This is a genomic window from Holdemania filiformis DSM 12042, from assembly GCF_000157995.1.
Taxonomy (GTDB): Bacteria; Bacillota_I; Bacilli_A; order Erysipelotrichales; family Erysipelotrichaceae; genus Holdemania; species Holdemania filiformis.
Map to the genome: position 1 here is coordinate 499,296 of NZ_GG657556.1, position 18,084 is coordinate 517,379.

General features: G+C 50.6%; 19 protein-coding genes. 17 read left to right on the forward strand and 2 right to left on the reverse strand.

Features of this window, described 5'->3' with window-relative positions:
* The 5 genes from HOLDEFILI_RS19645 to HOLDEFILI_RS08220 form a co-directional block, all read left to right on the forward strand.
* On the forward strand, nucleotides 1-1,072 hold a 1,072-nt coding region (locus HOLDEFILI_RS19645; protein ID WP_167317126.1), incomplete at its 5' end, for a hypothetical protein.
* Nucleotides 1,073-1,133: 61 nt separating this feature from the next.
* Nucleotides 1,134-1,808: a response regulator transcription factor gene (locus HOLDEFILI_RS08205; protein WP_006059119.1), complete on the forward strand. Its 675-nt coding sequence runs from the start codon at nucleotides 1,134-1,136 to the stop codon at nucleotides 1,806-1,808.
* A complete protein-coding gene (locus tag HOLDEFILI_RS08210) occupies nucleotides 1,792-3,252 on the forward strand; it encodes a sensor histidine kinase (protein WP_006059120.1) in 1,461 nt (486 codons plus the stop codon). Before HOLDEFILI_RS08205 ends, HOLDEFILI_RS08210 begins: the two co-directional genes overlap by 17 nt.
* Before the next feature lie 171 nt (nucleotides 3,253-3,423).
* Nucleotides 3,424-3,903, forward strand: coding sequence for a MarR family winged helix-turn-helix transcriptional regulator (locus HOLDEFILI_RS08215; protein ID WP_006059121.1), 480 nt, complete (start codon nucleotides 3,424-3,426; stop codon nucleotides 3,901-3,903).
* Nucleotides 3,900-4,439, forward strand: coding sequence for a flavodoxin domain-containing protein (locus tag HOLDEFILI_RS08220; protein WP_006059122.1), 540 nt, complete (start codon nucleotides 3,900-3,902; stop codon nucleotides 4,437-4,439). Before HOLDEFILI_RS08215 ends, HOLDEFILI_RS08220 begins: the two co-directional genes overlap by 4 nt.
* 65 nt (nucleotides 4,440-4,504) lie before the next feature.
* Here the strand turns inward: HOLDEFILI_RS08220 and HOLDEFILI_RS08225 are convergent, their stop codons facing one another.
* Nucleotides 4,505-5,932: a spore germination protein gene (locus tag HOLDEFILI_RS08225; protein ID WP_006059123.1), complete on the reverse strand. Its 1,428-nt coding sequence runs from the start codon at nucleotides 5,930-5,932 to the stop codon at nucleotides 4,505-4,507.
* 107 nt (nucleotides 5,933-6,039) lie between these two features.
* On the opposite strand from HOLDEFILI_RS08225, the gene HOLDEFILI_RS08230 reads away from it, so the two are divergent.
* The 3 genes from HOLDEFILI_RS08230 (at nucleotide 6,040) to HOLDEFILI_RS08240 (ending at nucleotide 8,846) form a co-directional block, all read left to right on the forward strand.
* Complete coding sequence (locus HOLDEFILI_RS08230; protein ID WP_006059125.1) at nucleotides 6,040-6,375, forward strand: hypothetical protein; 336 nt, start codon at nucleotides 6,040-6,042, stop codon at nucleotides 6,373-6,375.
* 5 nt (nucleotides 6,376-6,380) lie between these two features.
* Nucleotides 6,381-7,547, forward strand: coding sequence for a cation:proton antiporter (locus HOLDEFILI_RS08235; RefSeq protein ID WP_006059126.1), 1,167 nt, complete (start codon nucleotides 6,381-6,383; stop codon nucleotides 7,545-7,547).
* Nucleotides 7,548-7,694: 147 nt separating this feature from the next.
* Entirely contained in the window at nucleotides 7,695-8,846 is a 1,152-nt protein-coding gene (locus HOLDEFILI_RS08240) for a M20 family metallopeptidase (RefSeq protein WP_208854958.1), read from the forward strand.
* Here HOLDEFILI_RS08240 and murB read toward each other — a convergent pair.
* Complete coding sequence (gene murB / locus HOLDEFILI_RS08245; RefSeq protein ID WP_006059128.1) at nucleotides 8,843-9,742, reverse strand: UDP-N-acetylmuramate dehydrogenase; 900 nt, start codon at nucleotides 9,740-9,742, stop codon at nucleotides 8,843-8,845. The genes HOLDEFILI_RS08240 and murB overlap by 4 nt on opposite strands.
* 113 nt (nucleotides 9,743-9,855) lie before the next feature.
* On the opposite strand from murB, the gene HOLDEFILI_RS08250 reads away from it, so the two are divergent.
* The 9 genes from HOLDEFILI_RS08250 to HOLDEFILI_RS18370 all read left to right on the forward strand — a co-directional run bounded on the left by HOLDEFILI_RS08250 (nucleotide 9,856) and on the right by HOLDEFILI_RS18370 (nucleotide 17,660).
* Nucleotides 9,856-11,043 carry a type II secretion system F family protein gene (locus tag HOLDEFILI_RS08250; RefSeq protein ID WP_006059129.1) on the forward strand — a complete coding sequence of 396 codons (1,188 nt, stop codon included), beginning with the start codon at nucleotides 9,856-9,858 and terminating at the stop codon, nucleotides 11,041-11,043.
* Between the two features lie 14 nt (nucleotides 11,044-11,057).
* On the forward strand, nucleotides 11,058-12,482 hold the full coding sequence (locus HOLDEFILI_RS08255) for a PilN domain-containing protein (protein WP_006059130.1): 1,425 nt from the start codon (nucleotides 11,058-11,060) through the stop codon (nucleotides 12,480-12,482).
* A complete protein-coding gene (locus HOLDEFILI_RS08260) occupies nucleotides 12,479-13,033 on the forward strand; it encodes a hypothetical protein (protein WP_006059131.1) in 555 nt (184 codons plus the stop codon). Before HOLDEFILI_RS08255 ends, HOLDEFILI_RS08260 begins: the two co-directional genes overlap by 4 nt.
* 23 nt (nucleotides 13,034-13,056) lie before the next feature.
* Nucleotides 13,057-14,559 carry a hypothetical protein gene (locus tag HOLDEFILI_RS08265; RefSeq protein WP_039864368.1) on the forward strand — a complete coding sequence of 501 codons (1,503 nt, stop codon included), beginning with the start codon at nucleotides 13,057-13,059 and terminating at the stop codon, nucleotides 14,557-14,559.
* Nucleotides 14,560-14,576: 17 nt separating this feature from the next.
* A complete protein-coding gene (locus HOLDEFILI_RS08270; protein WP_006059133.1) occupies nucleotides 14,577-14,894 on the forward strand; it encodes a type IV pilus modification PilV family protein in 318 nt (105 codons plus the stop codon).
* Nucleotides 14,891-15,052: a type II secretion system protein gene (locus HOLDEFILI_RS18850; protein ID WP_006059134.1), complete on the forward strand. Its 162-nt coding sequence runs from the start codon at nucleotides 14,891-14,893 to the stop codon at nucleotides 15,050-15,052. The genes HOLDEFILI_RS08270 and HOLDEFILI_RS18850 overlap by 4 nt, the downstream gene beginning before the upstream one ends.
* Nucleotides 15,053-15,067: 15 nt before the next feature.
* On the forward strand, nucleotides 15,068-15,433 hold the full coding sequence (locus HOLDEFILI_RS08275) for a hypothetical protein (protein ID WP_006059135.1): 366 nt from the start codon (nucleotides 15,068-15,070) through the stop codon (nucleotides 15,431-15,433).
* A gap of 10 nt (nucleotides 15,434-15,443) precedes the next feature.
* The gene (locus HOLDEFILI_RS08280; protein WP_006059136.1) at nucleotides 15,444-17,126 is read left to right on the forward strand and encodes a GspE/PulE family protein; all 1,683 of its coding nucleotides are present in this window, start codon (nucleotides 15,444-15,446) and stop codon (nucleotides 17,124-17,126) included.
* Between the two features lie 117 nt (nucleotides 17,127-17,243).
* Nucleotides 17,244-17,660 carry a type II secretion system protein gene (locus HOLDEFILI_RS18370; RefSeq protein ID WP_006059137.1) on the forward strand — a complete coding sequence of 139 codons (417 nt, stop codon included), beginning with the start codon at nucleotides 17,244-17,246 and terminating at the stop codon, nucleotides 17,658-17,660.
* Nucleotides 17,661-18,084 lie beyond the last annotated feature (424 nt).

The window sequence follows — 18,084 nt, forward strand, 5'->3', positions numbered from 1 at the left end:
GCTGGGTATGAAGGACTGGATTTCAGCGCTTCTGTACGCGGGCATTCTGTTAATTTTATACCATCTTTACGATTATCTGGCGCGGCGGGAATTCATCAGTCTGCGCAAGACGCTGATCAGCTTTCTGGCAGTGGTGGTCATCGCGGCGCTGATTCGTTTTCCGATGCGGATTCTGGTCCGCCGCGAGGCTTCGCGGCAGATCCCGATCGAGGAGGTCAGCGCGGTCGGCATCGCGCCGTCTTCGCTGGCGGGCACGCGTCAGTACGAGGCGCTGCTGAAGCTGCGGCTGGAGGATCCGGAATTGATCCAGCTCATCTTCCAAAGCAACGCTAAAAACGAATATACCGAAGGCTCGATCAACATGATCGTGCGGTTTTATCAGGGGCAGGGGTATTCTGATTTCTATGTGAATTTTTCACCGGATCAAATCCCGCCGCTGGAAGCGATATTAAGCGCTAATGATCAATATCAGCTGCTTTACCGCGGTCTTGATCCGCAGTCGGTTTATTGGATTGAAGCCAATGGAACTTCAGCCGGACTGGACAAGAGTCAGGTCGATCAGCTTGCCCGTCAGCTGCAGCAGGAGCAACAGCAGCAGAGTTTTTCCGATCTGCTTCACGAAACAAAGCAGATTGCCTGCCGCCAGTCCGAGGATTCCTATTGCTTTTTAAGTTTGGCGCTGATCTCGTTTGAAAACGGCGAACGCACCGAGCAGAATGTCGATTTGCTTCGCTATCAGTCCGTCTTTCAGCTTTACAGCTCGTTTGTCAACCAGGAGTTTTTAAAGACCTATGCCGATCATGTGCGGTTTCTGGATTTTTACAGCATGTATGACAATCAGCTCGAACAGCTCCGCCAACAGAGTCAACTGGATTATGAAAGCTTTAATTTAAGGCTGTCTGAGTGGCTAGCTGAAAACTTGCCGGAGCAGCTGCAGAAAGCGCCGCTGTCCTCGGAAGAATTCATGACGCTCGCTTATTATGATTCCCAACGGCAGCGTCAGGGCGCGATTTTTATCGAGAAGAATGAAAAATGGCAGGAATTTGTCAGTTCGCTGACGCAACCGGAATAAACTTCACTTAGTATTCACATCTTCAGGGTAGAATAAGAAAGAAATCAGGGGGTGTATCCGAATGGTTAAAATCTTAGTCGTGGACGATGAACAGCGAATCCGCGAGATGATCCGCAAGTATGCGGAATATGAAGGCTTTGCGGTCGATGAGGCCTGCGATGGACTCGAAGCGGTCGACAAGGCGATGAAGGAAAATTACGATCTGATCGTCATGGATATTATGATGCCGAATCTGGACGGCTTTTCAGCCTGCCGGGAAATCCGCAAAACGCATGAGAACGTGCCGGTTATCCTTCTGTCAGCGTTGGGCGAGGAGTACGATAAGATTCACGGCTTCGATCTGGGCGTGGACGATTACGTCGTCAAGCCGTTCTCACCGAAGGAGCTGATGATGCGGATTCACGCGATCCTGAAGCGGACGTCCCAAAGCGAGAAAAAAGAGCTGATCAAAATCAACGATCTGACGATCGATTTCACCGGCCGGATCGTGAAGATTAAAGATGAAAAACTGAATCTTTCGCCGAAGGAATACGACTTGTTGTTCTACCTTGTTAAAAACCGTGGGATCGCGCTGACCCGGGAAAAGCTGCTTCAGAATGTCTGGGGCTACGACTTTTTCGGCGACGAGCGGACGCTGGACACGCATATCAAGCTGCTGCGTAAGAATCTGCGGGAATACAGCCGCTACATCACGACGCTCAGAGGGGTAGGCTATCGCTTTGAAAACGGAAACTAGCCTGCAGTGGAAGCTCGTCAAGTACCTTCTGGCGTTTGTGATCGCACTGTTAGCGCTGCTGTGGCTGTTTCAAGTTGTTTTCTTAGACAGCTTTTACCAGCGGTTTAAGATTGAAGGAATAGAAAAGATCGGCAATACGCTGGCGGCGAATCTGGAGAGCGAGAAGTTTACGGAAATCGTCGCTCAGCAGGCTCGTCAGAACGACGCGTGCATCCGCGTGCTCAACGGTCTGGGGCAGATTCAGACCACGAACACGATGGGCTGTCAGCTGTATAATCTGAGCAATGCCGAAATTGCCGAATACGTCGCTCAGGCTCAGGCCAACGGCGGTTCCTATCTGGATATTCAGTCGGAGAAGGTCGTCAGCGAGCTGCCTAACGGCAATCTGCTTCTCTCGAATAAGCATGGATCAAAGAATCTGATCTATTTTAAAATCGTGGATAACACCTCTTACTTTAAAACGATCATCATGGTCAATACACATATTTCGCCGATCAATGCGACGACAGAAACGCTGCGCACGCAGCTGGGCTATATCGCGCTGATCGTGGTCGTCGCTTCGCTGGGGCTGGCCTATCTGATGTCGCGCAAGATCGTCAAGCCGATCGTCAATATCAACCAGAGCGCCCGGCAGATGGCGGAGGGCAATTACGATATTGTCTTCACCGGCCGGGGGTATAAGGAAATCACGCAGCTCAACGATACGATGAACCACACGACGCGCAAGCTGAAGGAAGTGGATCAGATGCGTCGGGATTTGATCGCTAACGTATCGCATGATCTGCGCACGCCGCTGACGATGATCAGCGGTTATGGCGAGATGATGCGCGATCTGCCGGGAGAGAATACGCCGGAAAACGTGCAGGTGATCATCGACGAAGCGCACCGGCTGTCCAATCTGGTCAACGATCTGCTGGACCTGTCGAAGCTGCAGGAGAATAAAATCGAGCTGCACATCCAGGACTTTGATCTGACGCAGCTGATTCAGACCGTGCTGTACCGCTATGAGAAGTTTATGACGCAGGATGGCTTTGATATCCAGTTTCAGCCTGCGGAATCCGTGCGGGTTAACGCCGATCCGGACCGCCTGGGTCAGGTTTTGTATAACTTCATCAACAACGCAATCAACTACTCGCTGGACGATAAACGGATTGTGATCCGTCAACGCATCAACGGGAACCGGGTGCGCGTGGAAGTGGAGGATCATGGCGAAGGGATCAGCGAGGATAAGCTGAATTACATCTGGGATCGTTATTACAAGGTCGATAAAACGCACAAGCGCTCCAGTGCCGGCAGCGGGATCGGGTTGGCGATCGTGCGGGAGATTCTGGAGCTGCATCATGCCCAATACGGCGTGCGGTCCGAGGTCGGTCAGGGCTCAGTGTTCTGGTTTGAACTTTCAATGGCTTCCGACTCCAAGCCGGTTCCCGCTTGTGCCGGATAGGCAGAAAGAGAGAGGACGGGCAGCAGAAGCTGTCCTAAAATAAAAGTCAGGCCGCGGTTTCTGAATGAATGTCCGCGGCTTTTTCTTCGTTGAGAAACTGATCTTGATTGACAAATAAGTAACTAGTTACTATAATAAAAAGGTAATAAGTTACTATAAAAGGAGAAAAATATGGAAATTTCGGATTTAGTTCAGCGCTTCTCCGATACGCCTCAGCATCAGCGAAAAGCCATCTTCAGCCAGCTGATGATCGCTGCTACCCGGCTTCAAACGGTGTTTGATCAAGAGATTCCGCAGGTTACGCTGAAGCAGTTCATGCTTTTGACGATCGTACGGCAGTCTGACAGCGAGCTGACGCTGACCGAGGCGGGGAAGTTGTTAGGCTGTTCGCGCCAGAATGTGAAAAAACTGGCGGAAGCCCTGGAGCGCAAGGGATGGGTCAGCGTGCATCCCAGCGAGGCGGACAGCCGGGCTTCGCTGATCGAACCCACACCGGCGCTGGAAGCATATTTCACATCCATGGGCGTGTTGTTTCAAGCGCGTCTGGAAATGTTATTCGGCGCATTCAGCGAAGCGGAAACAGAACAATTCTTCAAGCTTTTCGTTAAATTGACCGCGGGCATTGACGCCCTGGAAGGAGAACGTCGATGAAACCGATCTTGATTCTTGTTAAATCGAAGTATGGTGCGTCGCGGCGGTACGCCGGGTGGCTGGCAGCGATCGCGGCTTGTGATCTCGCGGAAACAAAAGATTTCAATCCGCGGAATTTTGACCGCTATGAGACGATCGTTTTAATGGGCGGCGTATATGCCGGAACGGTGGCCGGCGTTGATTTTCTGAAAAAACACCGGGCGCGTTTGAAAGGAAAAACAATCGCCGTGTTTGCGGTGGGCGCCAGTCCGGCTGACGCAGAGGGGCTGAACCTGATGCAGAGCCGCCTGAAGGCGAGTCTGCCGGAAGCGGTCTTGTTTTACGGCCGGGGTTGTTACGATGAACAGCGGATGAATTTTGCGGACCGCACGCTGTGCCGGATGCTGAAAAAATCATTGCTTAAAAAAGATCCGGCTGCTCTTGAACCCTGGGCACGGGCAATGCTGGAAAGTGAAAAACAGGGAGCGTGCGACTGGTGCGATCCCGATGCCTTAAAACCGCTGTGTTTCGCATTGAAGATCGAAATGAACAAATAAAATGAGGCTGCGGTATAGGGAACCCCTTCGCCGCAGCCTTTTCATAGCCAAGTTTAAAAACAAAATCAGGATGGCCGGCCGGGATGACGGTGATCCGCCGGCTTGCGCAGGAGCAGCGAGCGCAGCTTTGTGCCGTCGTAGGGATAGAGCGGATAACAATAGTTGCCGGAAAGCGTGTCGGTTTTCAGCATCAGCACAAGGATCGCCGCCGTTCCCAGCAACAATCCCCACGGTCCCAGCAGAGCGATCAGAATCAACAAGCTCATGCGGAAGAATTTAAAGCTGTAGCCCAGCTCAAAACTGGGTTGGGCGTAATTGCTCAGCGCTACAAAGGCCATGTATAAAATAACCTCGCCGTTGAACCAGCCGGTGCTGACGGCATATTCGCCTAAAATCACCGCGCCGAGGATGCTGAAGGCGCTGGATAAAGACGAAGGCGTGTTTAACGATGCCAGCCGCAGCCCGTCGATCATCACCTCAATGATCAAAAGCTGCGCTAAAACGGGGATTGCCGCAGTCTGTTCAATCAGGATGAAATGCAGGCTTTCCGGAAGCAGCCAGGGACAGCGCAGCGCCAGATACCAGCAGGGGGTAAAGAACAACGTCAGGAAAAAGATCAGAATCCGCACCAGCTTTAAATACGTTCCGATTAAAGGCGGAAAGTAATAATCATTGGCTTCCTGAAAGAAATCGAAAAAATGCGTCGGCAGAATCATCGCCGAAGGCGTGTTGTCCGTCAGGACGATCAGATTGCCCTCAAGAATACTGGCGCTGGCGGTGTCGGGCCGTTCGGTGAAGCGGATCCGCGGCAGCGGGTTAAGCCATTGCCTGGGCAGTAGACATTCCGCCAGACTTTCCTGAGACAGACTCAGACCTTCGACCTCGGTGTCGTTCAGTTTCGTCCGCACCTTCTCCAGCAGCTCCTGATCGACCTTGTCGCGCAGATAGCACAGCACGACGTCGGTTTTGGACCGGCTGCCGACCTGGACATATTCATAGATCAGCTTCGGATCCCGGATTCGCCTTCGAATGAGCGCGGTATTGAAAATCAGCGTTTCGACAAACGCGTCGCGCGAGCCGCGCAGCACGCGGTCATCCTCCGGCTCCTGCATCGAGCGGACTGGATAGCTGCGGGCGTCGATCAGCACTGCTTCCTGAGCGCCCTCAGCCAGAAACAACAACGTTCCGCTTAAGACGGCGTCGACAGCCTGAGCCAGATCCGTTGTGCCTTCCACTTCCAGATAGGGAATCTGCCGGGCCAGCCAGCCGCTGACGGAATCCTCCGCCAGCGGATCCAGCTTCATCATGTGCTCCATGATTTTCTCCATCACTTCGTCCTTGGCGAAGCCGTCGATAAAGATCAGCTCACCCTGACCTTGCTTGAGATCAAAGACGGTGCTGACGCAGTCAAAGCTTTCTTCAATCGGCAGTCGCCGGTGCAGATCGGCGGAGAACTCGACGGTGAAAGCGCTTGATTTTTCCAAAAAAATCACCTCGTTTCCAGTATTCCCAAATCTGCGGTTTTCTTGCGGGGAAATTCCTTGTCAAACGGAAAACCGGTGCTATAATAAAACAGGTTTTAAGAAAAGAGGGACGTTGTATGGAATTATTATTTTTTGTCATGAATCAGATTGATAAATTAGATCAGCTGCTGAAAGACTTATCGAACGAAAAGAAATTCAGCGCGACGATCATCGACAGCGCGGGGATGGCGCGGCTGTTAGCGGATCACGATTATCTGTTTGGTTCGCTCCGGGCGCTGTTAAACAACTCGCAGGTCAACAGCAAGACGATCTTCATGGTGCTCAATCACGAGGATGTCGAACACGCGGTGCAGATCATCGAAAAGAACGTCGGCAATCTGGACGAGCCGAACACGGGCGTCGTCTTCACCGTACCGGTCAGCTATGTTAAGGGCATTGTGAAGAAGGGGTAATCACGATGCAGCAATTAATGAGTTTAGCGATCCTGCTGCTGACGGGATTGGTCTTCGGCCGGCTGATGAAGCTGGTCAAAATGCCGAACGTCACCGGCTATCTGATCGGCGGTCTGATCGTCGGTCCATCCGTTTTAAATCTTGTGCACGCCGACGCGCTCAGTCAGCTCGGCTTTATTTCCAGCGTGGCGCTGGGCTTCATCGCCTTTTCAATCGGCAGTGAATTCAAGGCCAGCTATTTCAAACGCGTCGGCATGACGCCGATCGTCATCGCGATCCTGGAAGCGATGGTGGCGGTCGTGCTGGTCATTGCCTCGCTGATCGCCTTCGGCTTTGATCCGGCGTTCTCGTTTGTCTTGGGAGCCATCGCGGCGGCAACCGCGCCGGCCGCCACGATCATGGTCATCCGTCAGTACCGCGCGAAGGGTCCGGTGACGGAAACGCTGCTGAGCGTCGTCGCGCTAGATGATGCAGTCGCGCTGATCGGCTTCGGTATTGCGGTGGCGATCGCTCAGATGATCGAAAACCCGGGCAGCGGCAACCTGATGATGCAGCTGATGGATCCGGTGATCGAGATTCTCGGTTCGCTGGGCAGCGGCGCGGTCCTGGGCTTTGTCCTGCTGATCCCGCTGAAATTCTTCCATGACGAGGATAACCGCCAGGCGCTGATCTACGCGTTTATCTTCATCGCGCTGTTTGTTTCCAGCACGTTCGGCTTCTCGGATCTGCTGACGTGCATGGCGATGGGCGCGGTCTTTGCGAACATTTCCAACGAAAGCGACAAGGTCATGACGATTGCCGACCGGCTGACGCCGCCGATCTTCATGGCGTTCTTCGTCCTTTCCGGAGCGGATCTGAAGCTGAGCATTCTGCCTTCGATCGGCTTGGTCGGCATCATTTACGTCGTCATGCGCGTGGTCGGCAAGTTCTTGGGCGCCTGGGCGGGCGCGAAGATCATGCACGCCAGCGAACCGGTGCAGAAGTATCTGGGCTGGGCGTTATTGCCGCAGGCCGGTGTCGCGATTGGTCTGACCGTTGTCGCGCAGACTGTCGTGCCGCAGTACGCGGAAACTGTGCGGGCAGTTGTCCTGTGCGGTACCCTGATTTATGAACTGATCGGCCCGAGCGTGTCCAAGTGGGCGCTGACGCAGGCCGGCGAGATCGTCGAATAAGAAGGAAGCAGAGCGTTAGTTTGCAACAGCGCCCTGCTTTTTCTCTGCGCGCAAGCAAAAGAAATCCAAATTGCGGCCGGATTTAAGCGGAAAGACGTGACAAACCAGATGGAACATGATAAATTTTTAACCATGAGGTGAATGGGTATGAAAGAACAATGCAAGGCGTGGGTTAAGCAGCATCTTGACGAAGGCATGGATCTGGTCAAGGCGATGTATGAGCATCCTGAACTGGGTGATCAGGAATTTGAATCGATGGCGCTGTTATGTGAAAAGCTGGAACAGCTAGGGTTTGCGGTGGAGCGCAGCTATCTGCTTCCAACCGGCTTCATCGGCCGTTATGATTCCGGAAAACCGGGACCGAAGATTGCGTTTTTATGCGAATACGACGCGCTGCCGGAGGTCGGCCACGGGTGCGGCCACAACCTGATCGCGGCGATCGGCGTGCTGGCGGGCGGCGCTTATAAAGCGGTAATTGATCAGCTGGGCGGGGAAGTCCGGGTGATCGGGACGCCGGCTGAGGAAAACTTCGGCGGCAAGGTGCGGATGGCCGAGAAGGGCTGCTTCGATGATCTCGACGCTGCGATGATGATCCACCCCGGCACGGAAAACCGGCTGGGCGGCAGAACCAATGCGCTGATGCCGCTGAAATTTGAATTCTTTGGCAAAAACGCGCATGCCTGCCATCCGCAGGAAGGCCGGAGCGCGCTGGATGCCGCGGTCAATACGTTTGTCGCGATCAACATGCTGCGGCAGTTTACGGAACCGGGCAGCTTTATTCACGGGATCGTTAAGGACGGCGGGGAAGCGGCCAATGTCATTCCGGCTTATGCGTCGCTGGAATACTATTTCCGCGCGCCGACGATGGCCGTCGCTAAAGCGATGTCGCAGCGGGCGGTGCAGTGCGCCGAGGGGGCGTGCCAGATGGCCGGGACGACCCTGAAAACAAGCATGTACGAATGTCCGTATGAAGACAATAAAATCAATTATACGCTGTGCAGTTTGCTGGAAAAGCAATATGTGGAACTGGGGTTAAGCGAGATCCAGCCGGTCGACGAGGTGCCGGGCGGTTCCAGCGATATCGGCGCAGTCAGCTACCGCTGTCCGGCGCTGCACGGATATATCCAGATCTGCGGATGTGAAGTGACCGGTCATTCCCGCGAGATGGCGGCCGCGACGATCAGTCCGCAGGGCCGCGCCGGATTGGAAAACGGCGCCAGCGCACTGGCGATGTGCGCGGTTGAGCTGGCCTCGGATCCGCAGCTGCTGCAGCAGGTCAAGGAAGAATTCGCACGTTAAAGCGTTTCAATTTCACATTCCAGAACGACGGAGGTCTGATCGAAGACCTCCTTTTGTATGTGCGCGACCAACGCCGTTACATCGCCGCTGGAAGCCTGATTGCGGTTGATGATGAAACCGGCGTGTTTTTCCGAGACCTGGGCTCCCCCGATCTGTTTGCCTTTGAGTCCGCACTGGTCGATCAGGGCTGAGGCATAGTGACCGGCAGGCCGCTTAAATACGCTGCCGGCGCTGGGGTAGTCCAACGGCTGCTTGGCAGTGCGGCGGGCCATGGTTTCTTCCATCAGCGCTTTGATTTCCTGGCGGCGGCCCGGCGTCAGACGAAAGACGGCTCTGACTAACACGTGGTTTTGATCGTTGAGCAGGCTGGAACGATAGCCGAAGCGCAGCTGATCGCGGGTGAAGGTTTTTTCTTCACCGTCGACTAAAATCTGGGCGGATTCCAGGATCTCTGAAAGCTCTGTGCCGAAAGCACCGCTGTTGTTGTGCAGCGCGCCGCCAACGCTGCCGGGAATTCCATACAGACGTTCCAAACCGGATAAGCCCGCCTGCATCGCGCCGTCGCACAGCCGTTTTATCGTGAGTCCGGCATCCGCCCGCAGCCGCGTGCCTTCCTGGCTCAGCCCGGCCCAGTTGGACCTGAGCAGGATGATCATGCCGGGATAACCGGCGGAGGCGATCAGAACGTTGCTGGCCTGACCTAAGACGCGGTATGGAATTTTCGCCCGGCGGGCGAGCTCTATGCAGGCGCGTAGTTTGTCCGCGGTGTCGGGCAGCGCCACTAACTCCGCCGGACCGCCGATGTGAAACGAAGTGTACGGAGCCATCGTCACCCGGCGCTGCAGCTCGATGTTTTCCTGTTGAAGCTCCTGAATCCAATTGAAATCAATGCGCATAGTCTCTCTCTCCTTTAAAATTGTTGGAAGTTTACGGCTGAATTCTGGGCAGACATCCTTAAAAATGATATAATAATAAAAATGATCTAACCGAAACGAAGGATGTGTAGCGAATGGAGTCCTATCTTTATACGGCGGTGAACAACGAAGGTAAAAAAGTACGGGGCGAGAAGCGGGCGGAGGACGTCGTGCATCTCTACTCGCTTTTAAATAACGAAGGTCTGTACTGCTTGAACGCGCACCGCAAGGCGCAATGGGAAACCCAGGCGGTGAAACCGAAAAACCAGGAGCTTTCTCTGATGTGCAAGCAGCTGTCGGCGATGTTAAGCTCCGGGATTCCATTAGTCAACGCTTTGGAAATGCTGCGGCAGAAAAGTGATAAGAAGAAAATGAAGAAGCTGTATGCCCAGCTGGTCGAGGAAGTCCGCAAGGGCTCCTCGCTGACGCTGGCGATGAAGCAATGCCAGCAGGCGTTTCCGCCGCTGTTGATCTATCTGGTGCAGGCCGGGGAGATGAACGGCACGCTGGATTCCGTCATGGAACGCATGGCGGGACATTACGATAAAGAATATAAGCTGCGCAACAAGGTCACCTCTGCTTTAATCTATCCGATTATGCTGATGGTGGTGACCGTTGCCGTCATCCTTGCGCTGATGACTTCCGTGGTGCCGAGCTTTTTGAGCATGGTCGGAGATATGGAGCTGCCGTGGAATACGCTGCTGCTGATCTCCATGAGCAACTTCATCGTTGCGTACTGGCCGTTTCTGCTGTTGGGCGTGCTGGTTGCGATCCTCGGTTTCCGGATGGCCTTGAAAGTGCCGTCAATCCGCCGGGGCTTCGATGAGATAAAAGTGAAATTCCCGGTGTTTGGAACGCTGAACCGGATCGTCGCAACCTCGCGGTTTGCGCGGACGTTTTCCTCGCTGTATTCCAGCGGGATTTCCGTCATCGATTCGCTGCAGGTTTCCGGCGACGTCTTAAACAACAGTTACTTTACCGAAAAGGTGAACTGGATCTGCGAACGGGTGCGGCGGGGCGAAATGCTCTCCCGCTCGATTGAAGCTTCCGAAGCGTTCGATCCCTTGCTGAACTCGATGATGTATGTCGGCGAGGAATCCGGATCACTGGAGGAAGTGCTGAATTCGATCTCGGATTATTACGATACGGAAGCGGATAACGCGACGCAGAAGATGGTTGCGCTGATGGAGCCGATCATGATCGTAATTCTGGCGATCATCATCTTCTTCGTTATTATTTCCATCATCATGCCAATTTATGATTCCTACGGGATGATCGCATAGCAGGGGGAAGCATTATGATACTATTGCATATTATGCAGCGGCATGCCGTTGTGGTTTGGGGAAAAGCAAAAAAACACAAGCTTGAGGTTCAGCGCACGCATTCCTGCGCGATTCCTGAAGGCTTGCTGATCAATGGATTTATTCAGGATGAGGAAGCCTTTGCCCAATGGGCGAAGACGATGGTTTCCGAACTGGGGCTTAAGGGCAAAGGCGTGACGGTGATCGCCGACAGCACGGCAGTGATCTACCGCCAGATTGAAACCCCGAAGCTGAAGGCGAAGGCACTGGAAAAGAATCTCTATTTCAATTTAGCCCGTCAGATCGGCAACATTACAGAAAATACCGTCGATTACGCCATTTTGCCGCAGGCGGAAAACGGCAGCGAAAGTCTGACGGTCGTCGTTCCGCAGTCGTATGGCGATACTTACAGTAAGGCGTTAAAAGCCGCAGGGCTTAAGCCGCAGCGGATGATCACCTCGACGCTGGCGTTAATCCAGGCGGGGATGCGGCTGCAGGAAGAAAAGACCGCGATTTACTCGTGGTGTTCCGATGAAGTCTGTACGTCGGTTTTGTTCAACAACGGCCGCTTCATGTTCTCCAACGTGTTCCGGTTTGACCGCAATCAGACGCCGCTGACCGTGATGAACGAGCGGATTTCCCAGCTTGTTCAATTCCAGCGGATTAAGAATCCCGATTCGCCGGTGGAGCTGGTGCGGATCGGGACGACGGAGAATGCCGAGTCGATTGCCCGCGAGCTGACGCAGGTGCTGCGGCTGCCGACGGAGATCTTCCCGGCGGTGAGCGGCTTAAGCGCTAGCGAGGTTTCCTCGCAGGTCTGTGCTGTCTATGGCCTGGCGCTGCTGGCCCGGCCGTATGATCTGTTTAAGGGGATTAATCACCAGCGCTATACCGAAGCTTACCAGCAGCGCCGCAGCCTGCGCTTGATCCTGGGGTTGTTCGTGATCAACGCGCTGATTCTCGGCGGTTTGTGCTATCGTCAATTTGCTTTAAACCAGATTGAAGACAACGCGATCAAGCAGGTGGAAGCCCAGCTGCAGCTGCCGGAACGGCTGCAGCAGTATGACGACGCGCTGATGTTGTCAACGCAGAATTCGCTGACCCGCCAACAGATTGAAGACGCGCTGCAGGTGCTGCAGTACAGCGAACAGACCGAGCAGTTTTCCAAAACGCTGTTCGAGCAGATCCAGGCGCTGCGTCCGAAGGATGTCGCGATCAGCGGACTGCAGGTGCAGGATGGATTGTCGGTTCAGCTGACGTGTACGGCAGGCAGCCGGCTTTCTCCATCGCAATACACGCAGGATCTGCGTTCGACAAACTGGTTTGCGGATGTGAATTATACCGGTTTTACCTATAATGAAAGTAAGAAAAATTACAATTTTCTGATCACGTTGACGCTGAAGGGGGTGGACGTTGAATGAAACTCTCAGAGCGCGAAAAAATTCTATTAGTCGTGTTGGCGTTCATGCTGCTGAACGTCGTCGGGATTCAGTTTCTCTTAACGCCGATGCAGAAAAAACATGAGGAGTTGATCAACGAGCGGACACAGATCGAAGACGAGCTGGCACAGCAGCAGCTGATGATCGACATGCTGGACGCCCTGAATCAGGATCATGAGGATCTGGTGGTTCAGCTGCAGAATCTGGCCGACCGCTTTGTGCCGCCGAAGTATTCTGAATTGAAGGATGAATACTTGTATGAAACAATGGCCGATTTTATCAAACAATGGGATTCTCTGACGATCTCGGATCTGACTTACGCGACGCTGCCCGGCAGCGAACAGGCGTTAAGCGTCGTGCTGATGGTGGAAGCGGATTTCACGGTCACCGGTTCTATGGATCAGATGATCGGCGCGATGGATAAGATCCAGCAGCTGCCGCAGGTCATTTCGATTACGTCCCTGTCGGTCAATGAGAAAGAAAAGCAGATGCAGGGTTCATTTCATATCCAGTTCTACACGTTTAACGATTAACTAAAGAGAAAGGGGGCGTCGCGATGCGGTCAAAACGAGGAAGTACATTGTTGCTGACAATCTGTTTGTTTATGGTGTTCCTGATTTTTGCCGCCGCTTTGATTCCTCTTTCCCGCCGGGCTTTCCAGCAGACGGCTGCGGACGTGACCCAGCAGCAGGCGGATTATATCGCCCAAAGCGCGGTAGAAGCGCTGATCACGCAGCTGGATGAAGAAAGCCTGCGGCAGACGCTGATCGGTGTTGTGAAAGGCACTAAAACTCAAGTTGAAAGCGATTGGGCCAGCTATGGCGACCATGGCGAGTATCGATATGTGATAACGCTGGATCCACTGTACTCTGAATATCACGACTGGCTTTTGTGGTCTAAGAGCAGGATATTTATTACCGCAGAAGCAAAATATGAAGATAAAACATCTCAAATGACAGCAGTTGTGCAGGGCATGCGATTTAATAATTACTTTTTTGATCCAAATGGTAATGAAAAAGAAATTATACCTAATTTAGCAAAGTCTAAACGAGCTGTACTCATCAATGAATGCAGAATACCTACTGATCACTCCGCAAGCTTTTGGATTAATGCAATCTCTGATCTGACTGTAACGCAAGAAAATGTGAACGGTAAAATTAGTTCCATAGAAGAAGGCGAAAGCGAGACACAGAATCAAATTGATTCCAAGGTTGTTTTAATTTATCGAAATATTAAAAGTCCTACGGTTACTGGTATTATAGATGGCAACGTTTTATTAGAACCGGCTGAATACTCAAAAGCGACTATAGGCAGTGATACGCAGGGCGAAGTCATTATCGAAGGCGATGTTATTTGCAAAGGAGATCTCCTGCTGAAAAATGCGACCGTCAATGGTGCAATATATTATACAGGAAAATTTTCAGCAGTTAATAGTAGCTATACAGGTGAGGTAAGAAAAGTCGCACTGGACGATACAATCCTTAATTATTATGAATTCAATCTGCCAGTTATTCCCGAAAGATTAAGAGTTTGGGAAACGACAGACCAGGATATTTATTTGGATGCAGATGTTGAAATAGACCTGGATTCAACAAAGTCTTTATTGCTAGAATGTATTAATTCGCAATTGAATAGTTTAAGTGTTAAAAATGGTAAAACTCGAACGGCAGCATATTTTAATCTAAAAAAAATGCCCGAGAGTATAGTTGTTGAAAGTGAGAATAAGAATTTCCGTCCGGTATTTATGATCGAGGATGAAAATCCAGTATTAAGCGATCAAGTTTCGACGAATTTGCTTAGCAGCGAAAATATTATGCTGATATTTACTCACCCGGTAAGAATTCAAGGTGATGTTAACGTCAGTGTTTTTGCGCCTAAAATTATTTTTGAGGCAGAAAATATTACGATGAGTGGTAGATTGCAAGCTTGTGAGTTTGAACATAGTGAGTTAGTCAGTAGTGTTGATTTAAAAGCAAGAAACAATGAAGATATGTATTTTATTTCTAAGCTTGCAAGTGAAGATAGATACTTTTTTGACTTGTACTATTACCAACCTTAAAGAAAGGAGGGACCGTCATGAATAAACGCGGCATGACTTTATTGGAAATCGTGATCTCGTTAGGAATTCTGGTCATCATCGTGACTTCGCTGACGAAGGTTTTTACTTCCGGCGTTTCCTTGACGATGGAATCGGACAGCCTTAGCCGCAGCGAGTTAAAGGTGCGCAAGGCGATCGCGGGTGAAAAAATTGCCGGTGTTAAAATTACGGCACAGGATTCGTCGCTGACCTTCTCACTGGATGGACAAAGCTATTCCATTCCGGGACAAATGAAGACGTATTCCGATGCCAAGGGCCGGGTTAACTATCGTTATTTTGAGGCGGATCCTTCATGAAAAAGCGTGGATTTACGCTGATTGAGATGGTGCTGGTCGTCGGGTTATTAACGACATTGGTAATCGGTCTGACCGCAATCTTCAGGCCGATGATCGCAACCTATCAGAAAAGCGCCTTGCAAACTGATCTTAAAGACAAAGCACAGATCCTGATCTAGCAGATCAGCAAGCCGATGCAGACCGCGAAATCCCTTGTCAGTGAGAAAAAAGCGATAACGGAATTCAAAGACGAATATGGCCGGAACTTTCTTGTTTACAGTGTTGTCAACGGACAGCTGCAGGTCTGGGATTCTCCTGGCGGGACGCCGAAGCCCTTGTATTCTTCCGATTTCTATAACGGCTACAAAGTTGATGTCAAGCTGTCGACGGCAACTAAAGATTACGACAGCGATACGACGACAGTGAAGATCGTATTAATCTTTAACAAGAACGGTGAAAAATATCGCGCGGAATCGGCGGTAGAATGTATGAATATTGATTATGGCCGCCAGGATTTCAGCATTGTCCTGTCCGAAGGCTATATCGCGATAGAAAGGTAGGCGCAGGCAAGTGAAAAATCTTCCGATCGGCCAGCTGCTGCTGGAACAGGGTTATATTACAGAGGAACAGCTGAACAGCGCGCTGGCGCATCAGAAAGCACATCCCGGCAATCGTCTGGGCGACGTTTTAATTGAGTTAGGCTATATCACGGAAGAAAAGAAGCTGAAAGCGTTAAGCGTGCGTCTGAACGTTCCGGTTTATGAAGGCTTCCAGATTAATGTCAACAGTGATATCGTAAGGCTGATCTCCGAAGACGTTGCGAAGAAATATCAGGTCATGCCGTTAGAAATTAAGAACAACGCATTGCAGCTGGCCACCAGCGATCCGCTTGACTTCTATGCGCTGGAAGATATCAAAGCTTCCTGCGGAATCCCGGTATCTCCGGTTTTAGCTCCAAAAGAAATGATTGAAAACGCAATCCGGCGGAACTACGCGCAAGCCAATGTCAGCAGCGCAATCGACGAAATCCAGAAAGATCTGACCGAGGATCAGGACTTAGCGCTAAATGACGAACTTTCTGAATTGACGCAGCGCGTCGATAATGCACCGGTTGTCAAGTTTGTCAACAATATGATCCGCCAGGCTTACGAAACAGGCGCGAGCGATATTCATATTGAACCCTTTGAAATGACGACGGTGATCCGGTTCAGAACAGACGGCGTTCTGCATGAATTCACACGGATTGCAAAGTCCGTTCATGATGCGCTGATCACGCGAATCAAAATCATGGGGAATATGAACATCGCGGAAAAACGAATTCCGCAGGATGGTCATATTGAAAGTCAGATCGACGGCAAGAGTCTGGATATCCGTTTATCCTCATTGCCGACGGTGTATGGCGAGAAGATGGTTATCCGTCTGTTAGGCCACAGTCTGCAGCAGCTTACGACGTTGAAAGATCTCGGTCTGCAGCAGAAAGACTATGATTTGATGGAATCGATGATTCATCAGCCGTATGGAATCCTGTTATTCACCGGCCCGACCGGCAGCGGCAAGACCACGACGCTGTACGCCATCCTCAATGAATTGGCAAGAGAGGAAGTCAATGTCATCACGATTGAAGACCCAGTCGAAAAGCGGATGATGGGCGTTAATCAGGTTCAGGTCAACGCCAAGGCCGGATTAACCTTTGCTTCGGCTCTGCGCTCCATTCTGCGGCAGGACCCGGATATCGTTATGATCGGCGAAATCCGTGATGAAGAAACTGCGGAAATTGCGGTGCGTTCAGCGATCACCGGTCACTATGTTTTATCTACCATTCATACCAACGACAGCGCTACGGCGATTGCCCGTTTAAAAGATATGAATGTGGAACCGTATTTGTTATCTTCATCGGTAGTCGGCATTGTCGCTCAGCGATTAGCCCGTCAGCTTTGTCCGCATTGCAAGGAACAGGTCATGCCGACCGCGGAACAAAGTCAGCTGCTTGGCGGCTATACGGGTCCGATCTATAAGCCGCATGGCTGCGCCCGGTGCAATCAGAGCGGATATAAAGGGCGTACCGCATTATTTGAAATTCTCCCGCTGACCGCGGAGATCCGTGATCTGATCGTCAGCTCCAACGATACGAATAAGATTAAAGAGTCCGCTATCAAAGCTGGAATGACAACGCTGTCGGAGGAAATGGTCAAGATGATTATCAAAGGACAGACGTCGATGGAAGAAATGCTGCGGGTCATCTATACGATTTAATTCGGAATCCTAATTGGATTATTACAAAAATCTTAATTTTTTTACACGGTTATCATAACGCTTTTATGATAACCGTGATATAATGATATTGTTCAATACGAAAGGAATATAAAAATTATGAGGAAGAATGCAAAGAACAACAAGAAAGGTTTTACCCTGATTGAATTGATCGTTGTCGTCGCTATTTTAGTTGCTTTGATGTTGATGCTGGTGCCGAGATTGACAGGATTTACTGATGAAGCTACAAAGACGGCAAACACAGCAAATGCTAGAGCAATCTATACGGCTATAAATGCATCAGAAACGGCTTCATCTACAAAATTATATAGCAATGTGTCAGGCGCTAGTAATTATCAGGAAGAAATCACGCTTTGCGGTGTACAGGTTTACAAAGTTTTCTGGGATGAAAAAGTTCCTGATTCTACAATCTGTAAGTACGACCCAACTACAAAGACCGTTACTTATGGAGATGAGTCTAAAAAGAATACACAAGGTGTTTATCCAATTCCTGATAGCACTCCCGAAAAAGAGTAATAGTTAGGCAAAAAACGCACTAATTTATATGTAAATAATTAAGAAAAGATAGGAATCGGAGTTTAGATTTCTATCTTTTTATTTAATTTATTAGAATACTTTTGTTCAATAAAAATATAGATCGCTGAAAAGATTGTGAAAATTGTTGGAAATTCTAATAAATCCTCATAGACAACGAATAAAATTTTTTTCAACGATTACATTTATGGATTTCATATTGCTAATATTGAAAAGAAGACTTACTAGACTATAATTTGAACATCCATTTTAGAGTAAGATTTAATAGCTAATAATGAATCAAGGTTTAGAAAAATAAGAAGTTACTAAAAAAGTATAAAAAGTAAAAATCTGAGGCGAATACAGCTTCCCAGGTTTGGCATAATATATGCCAAAAGTGGTATATTAGTTCGTTTATTTGCACATT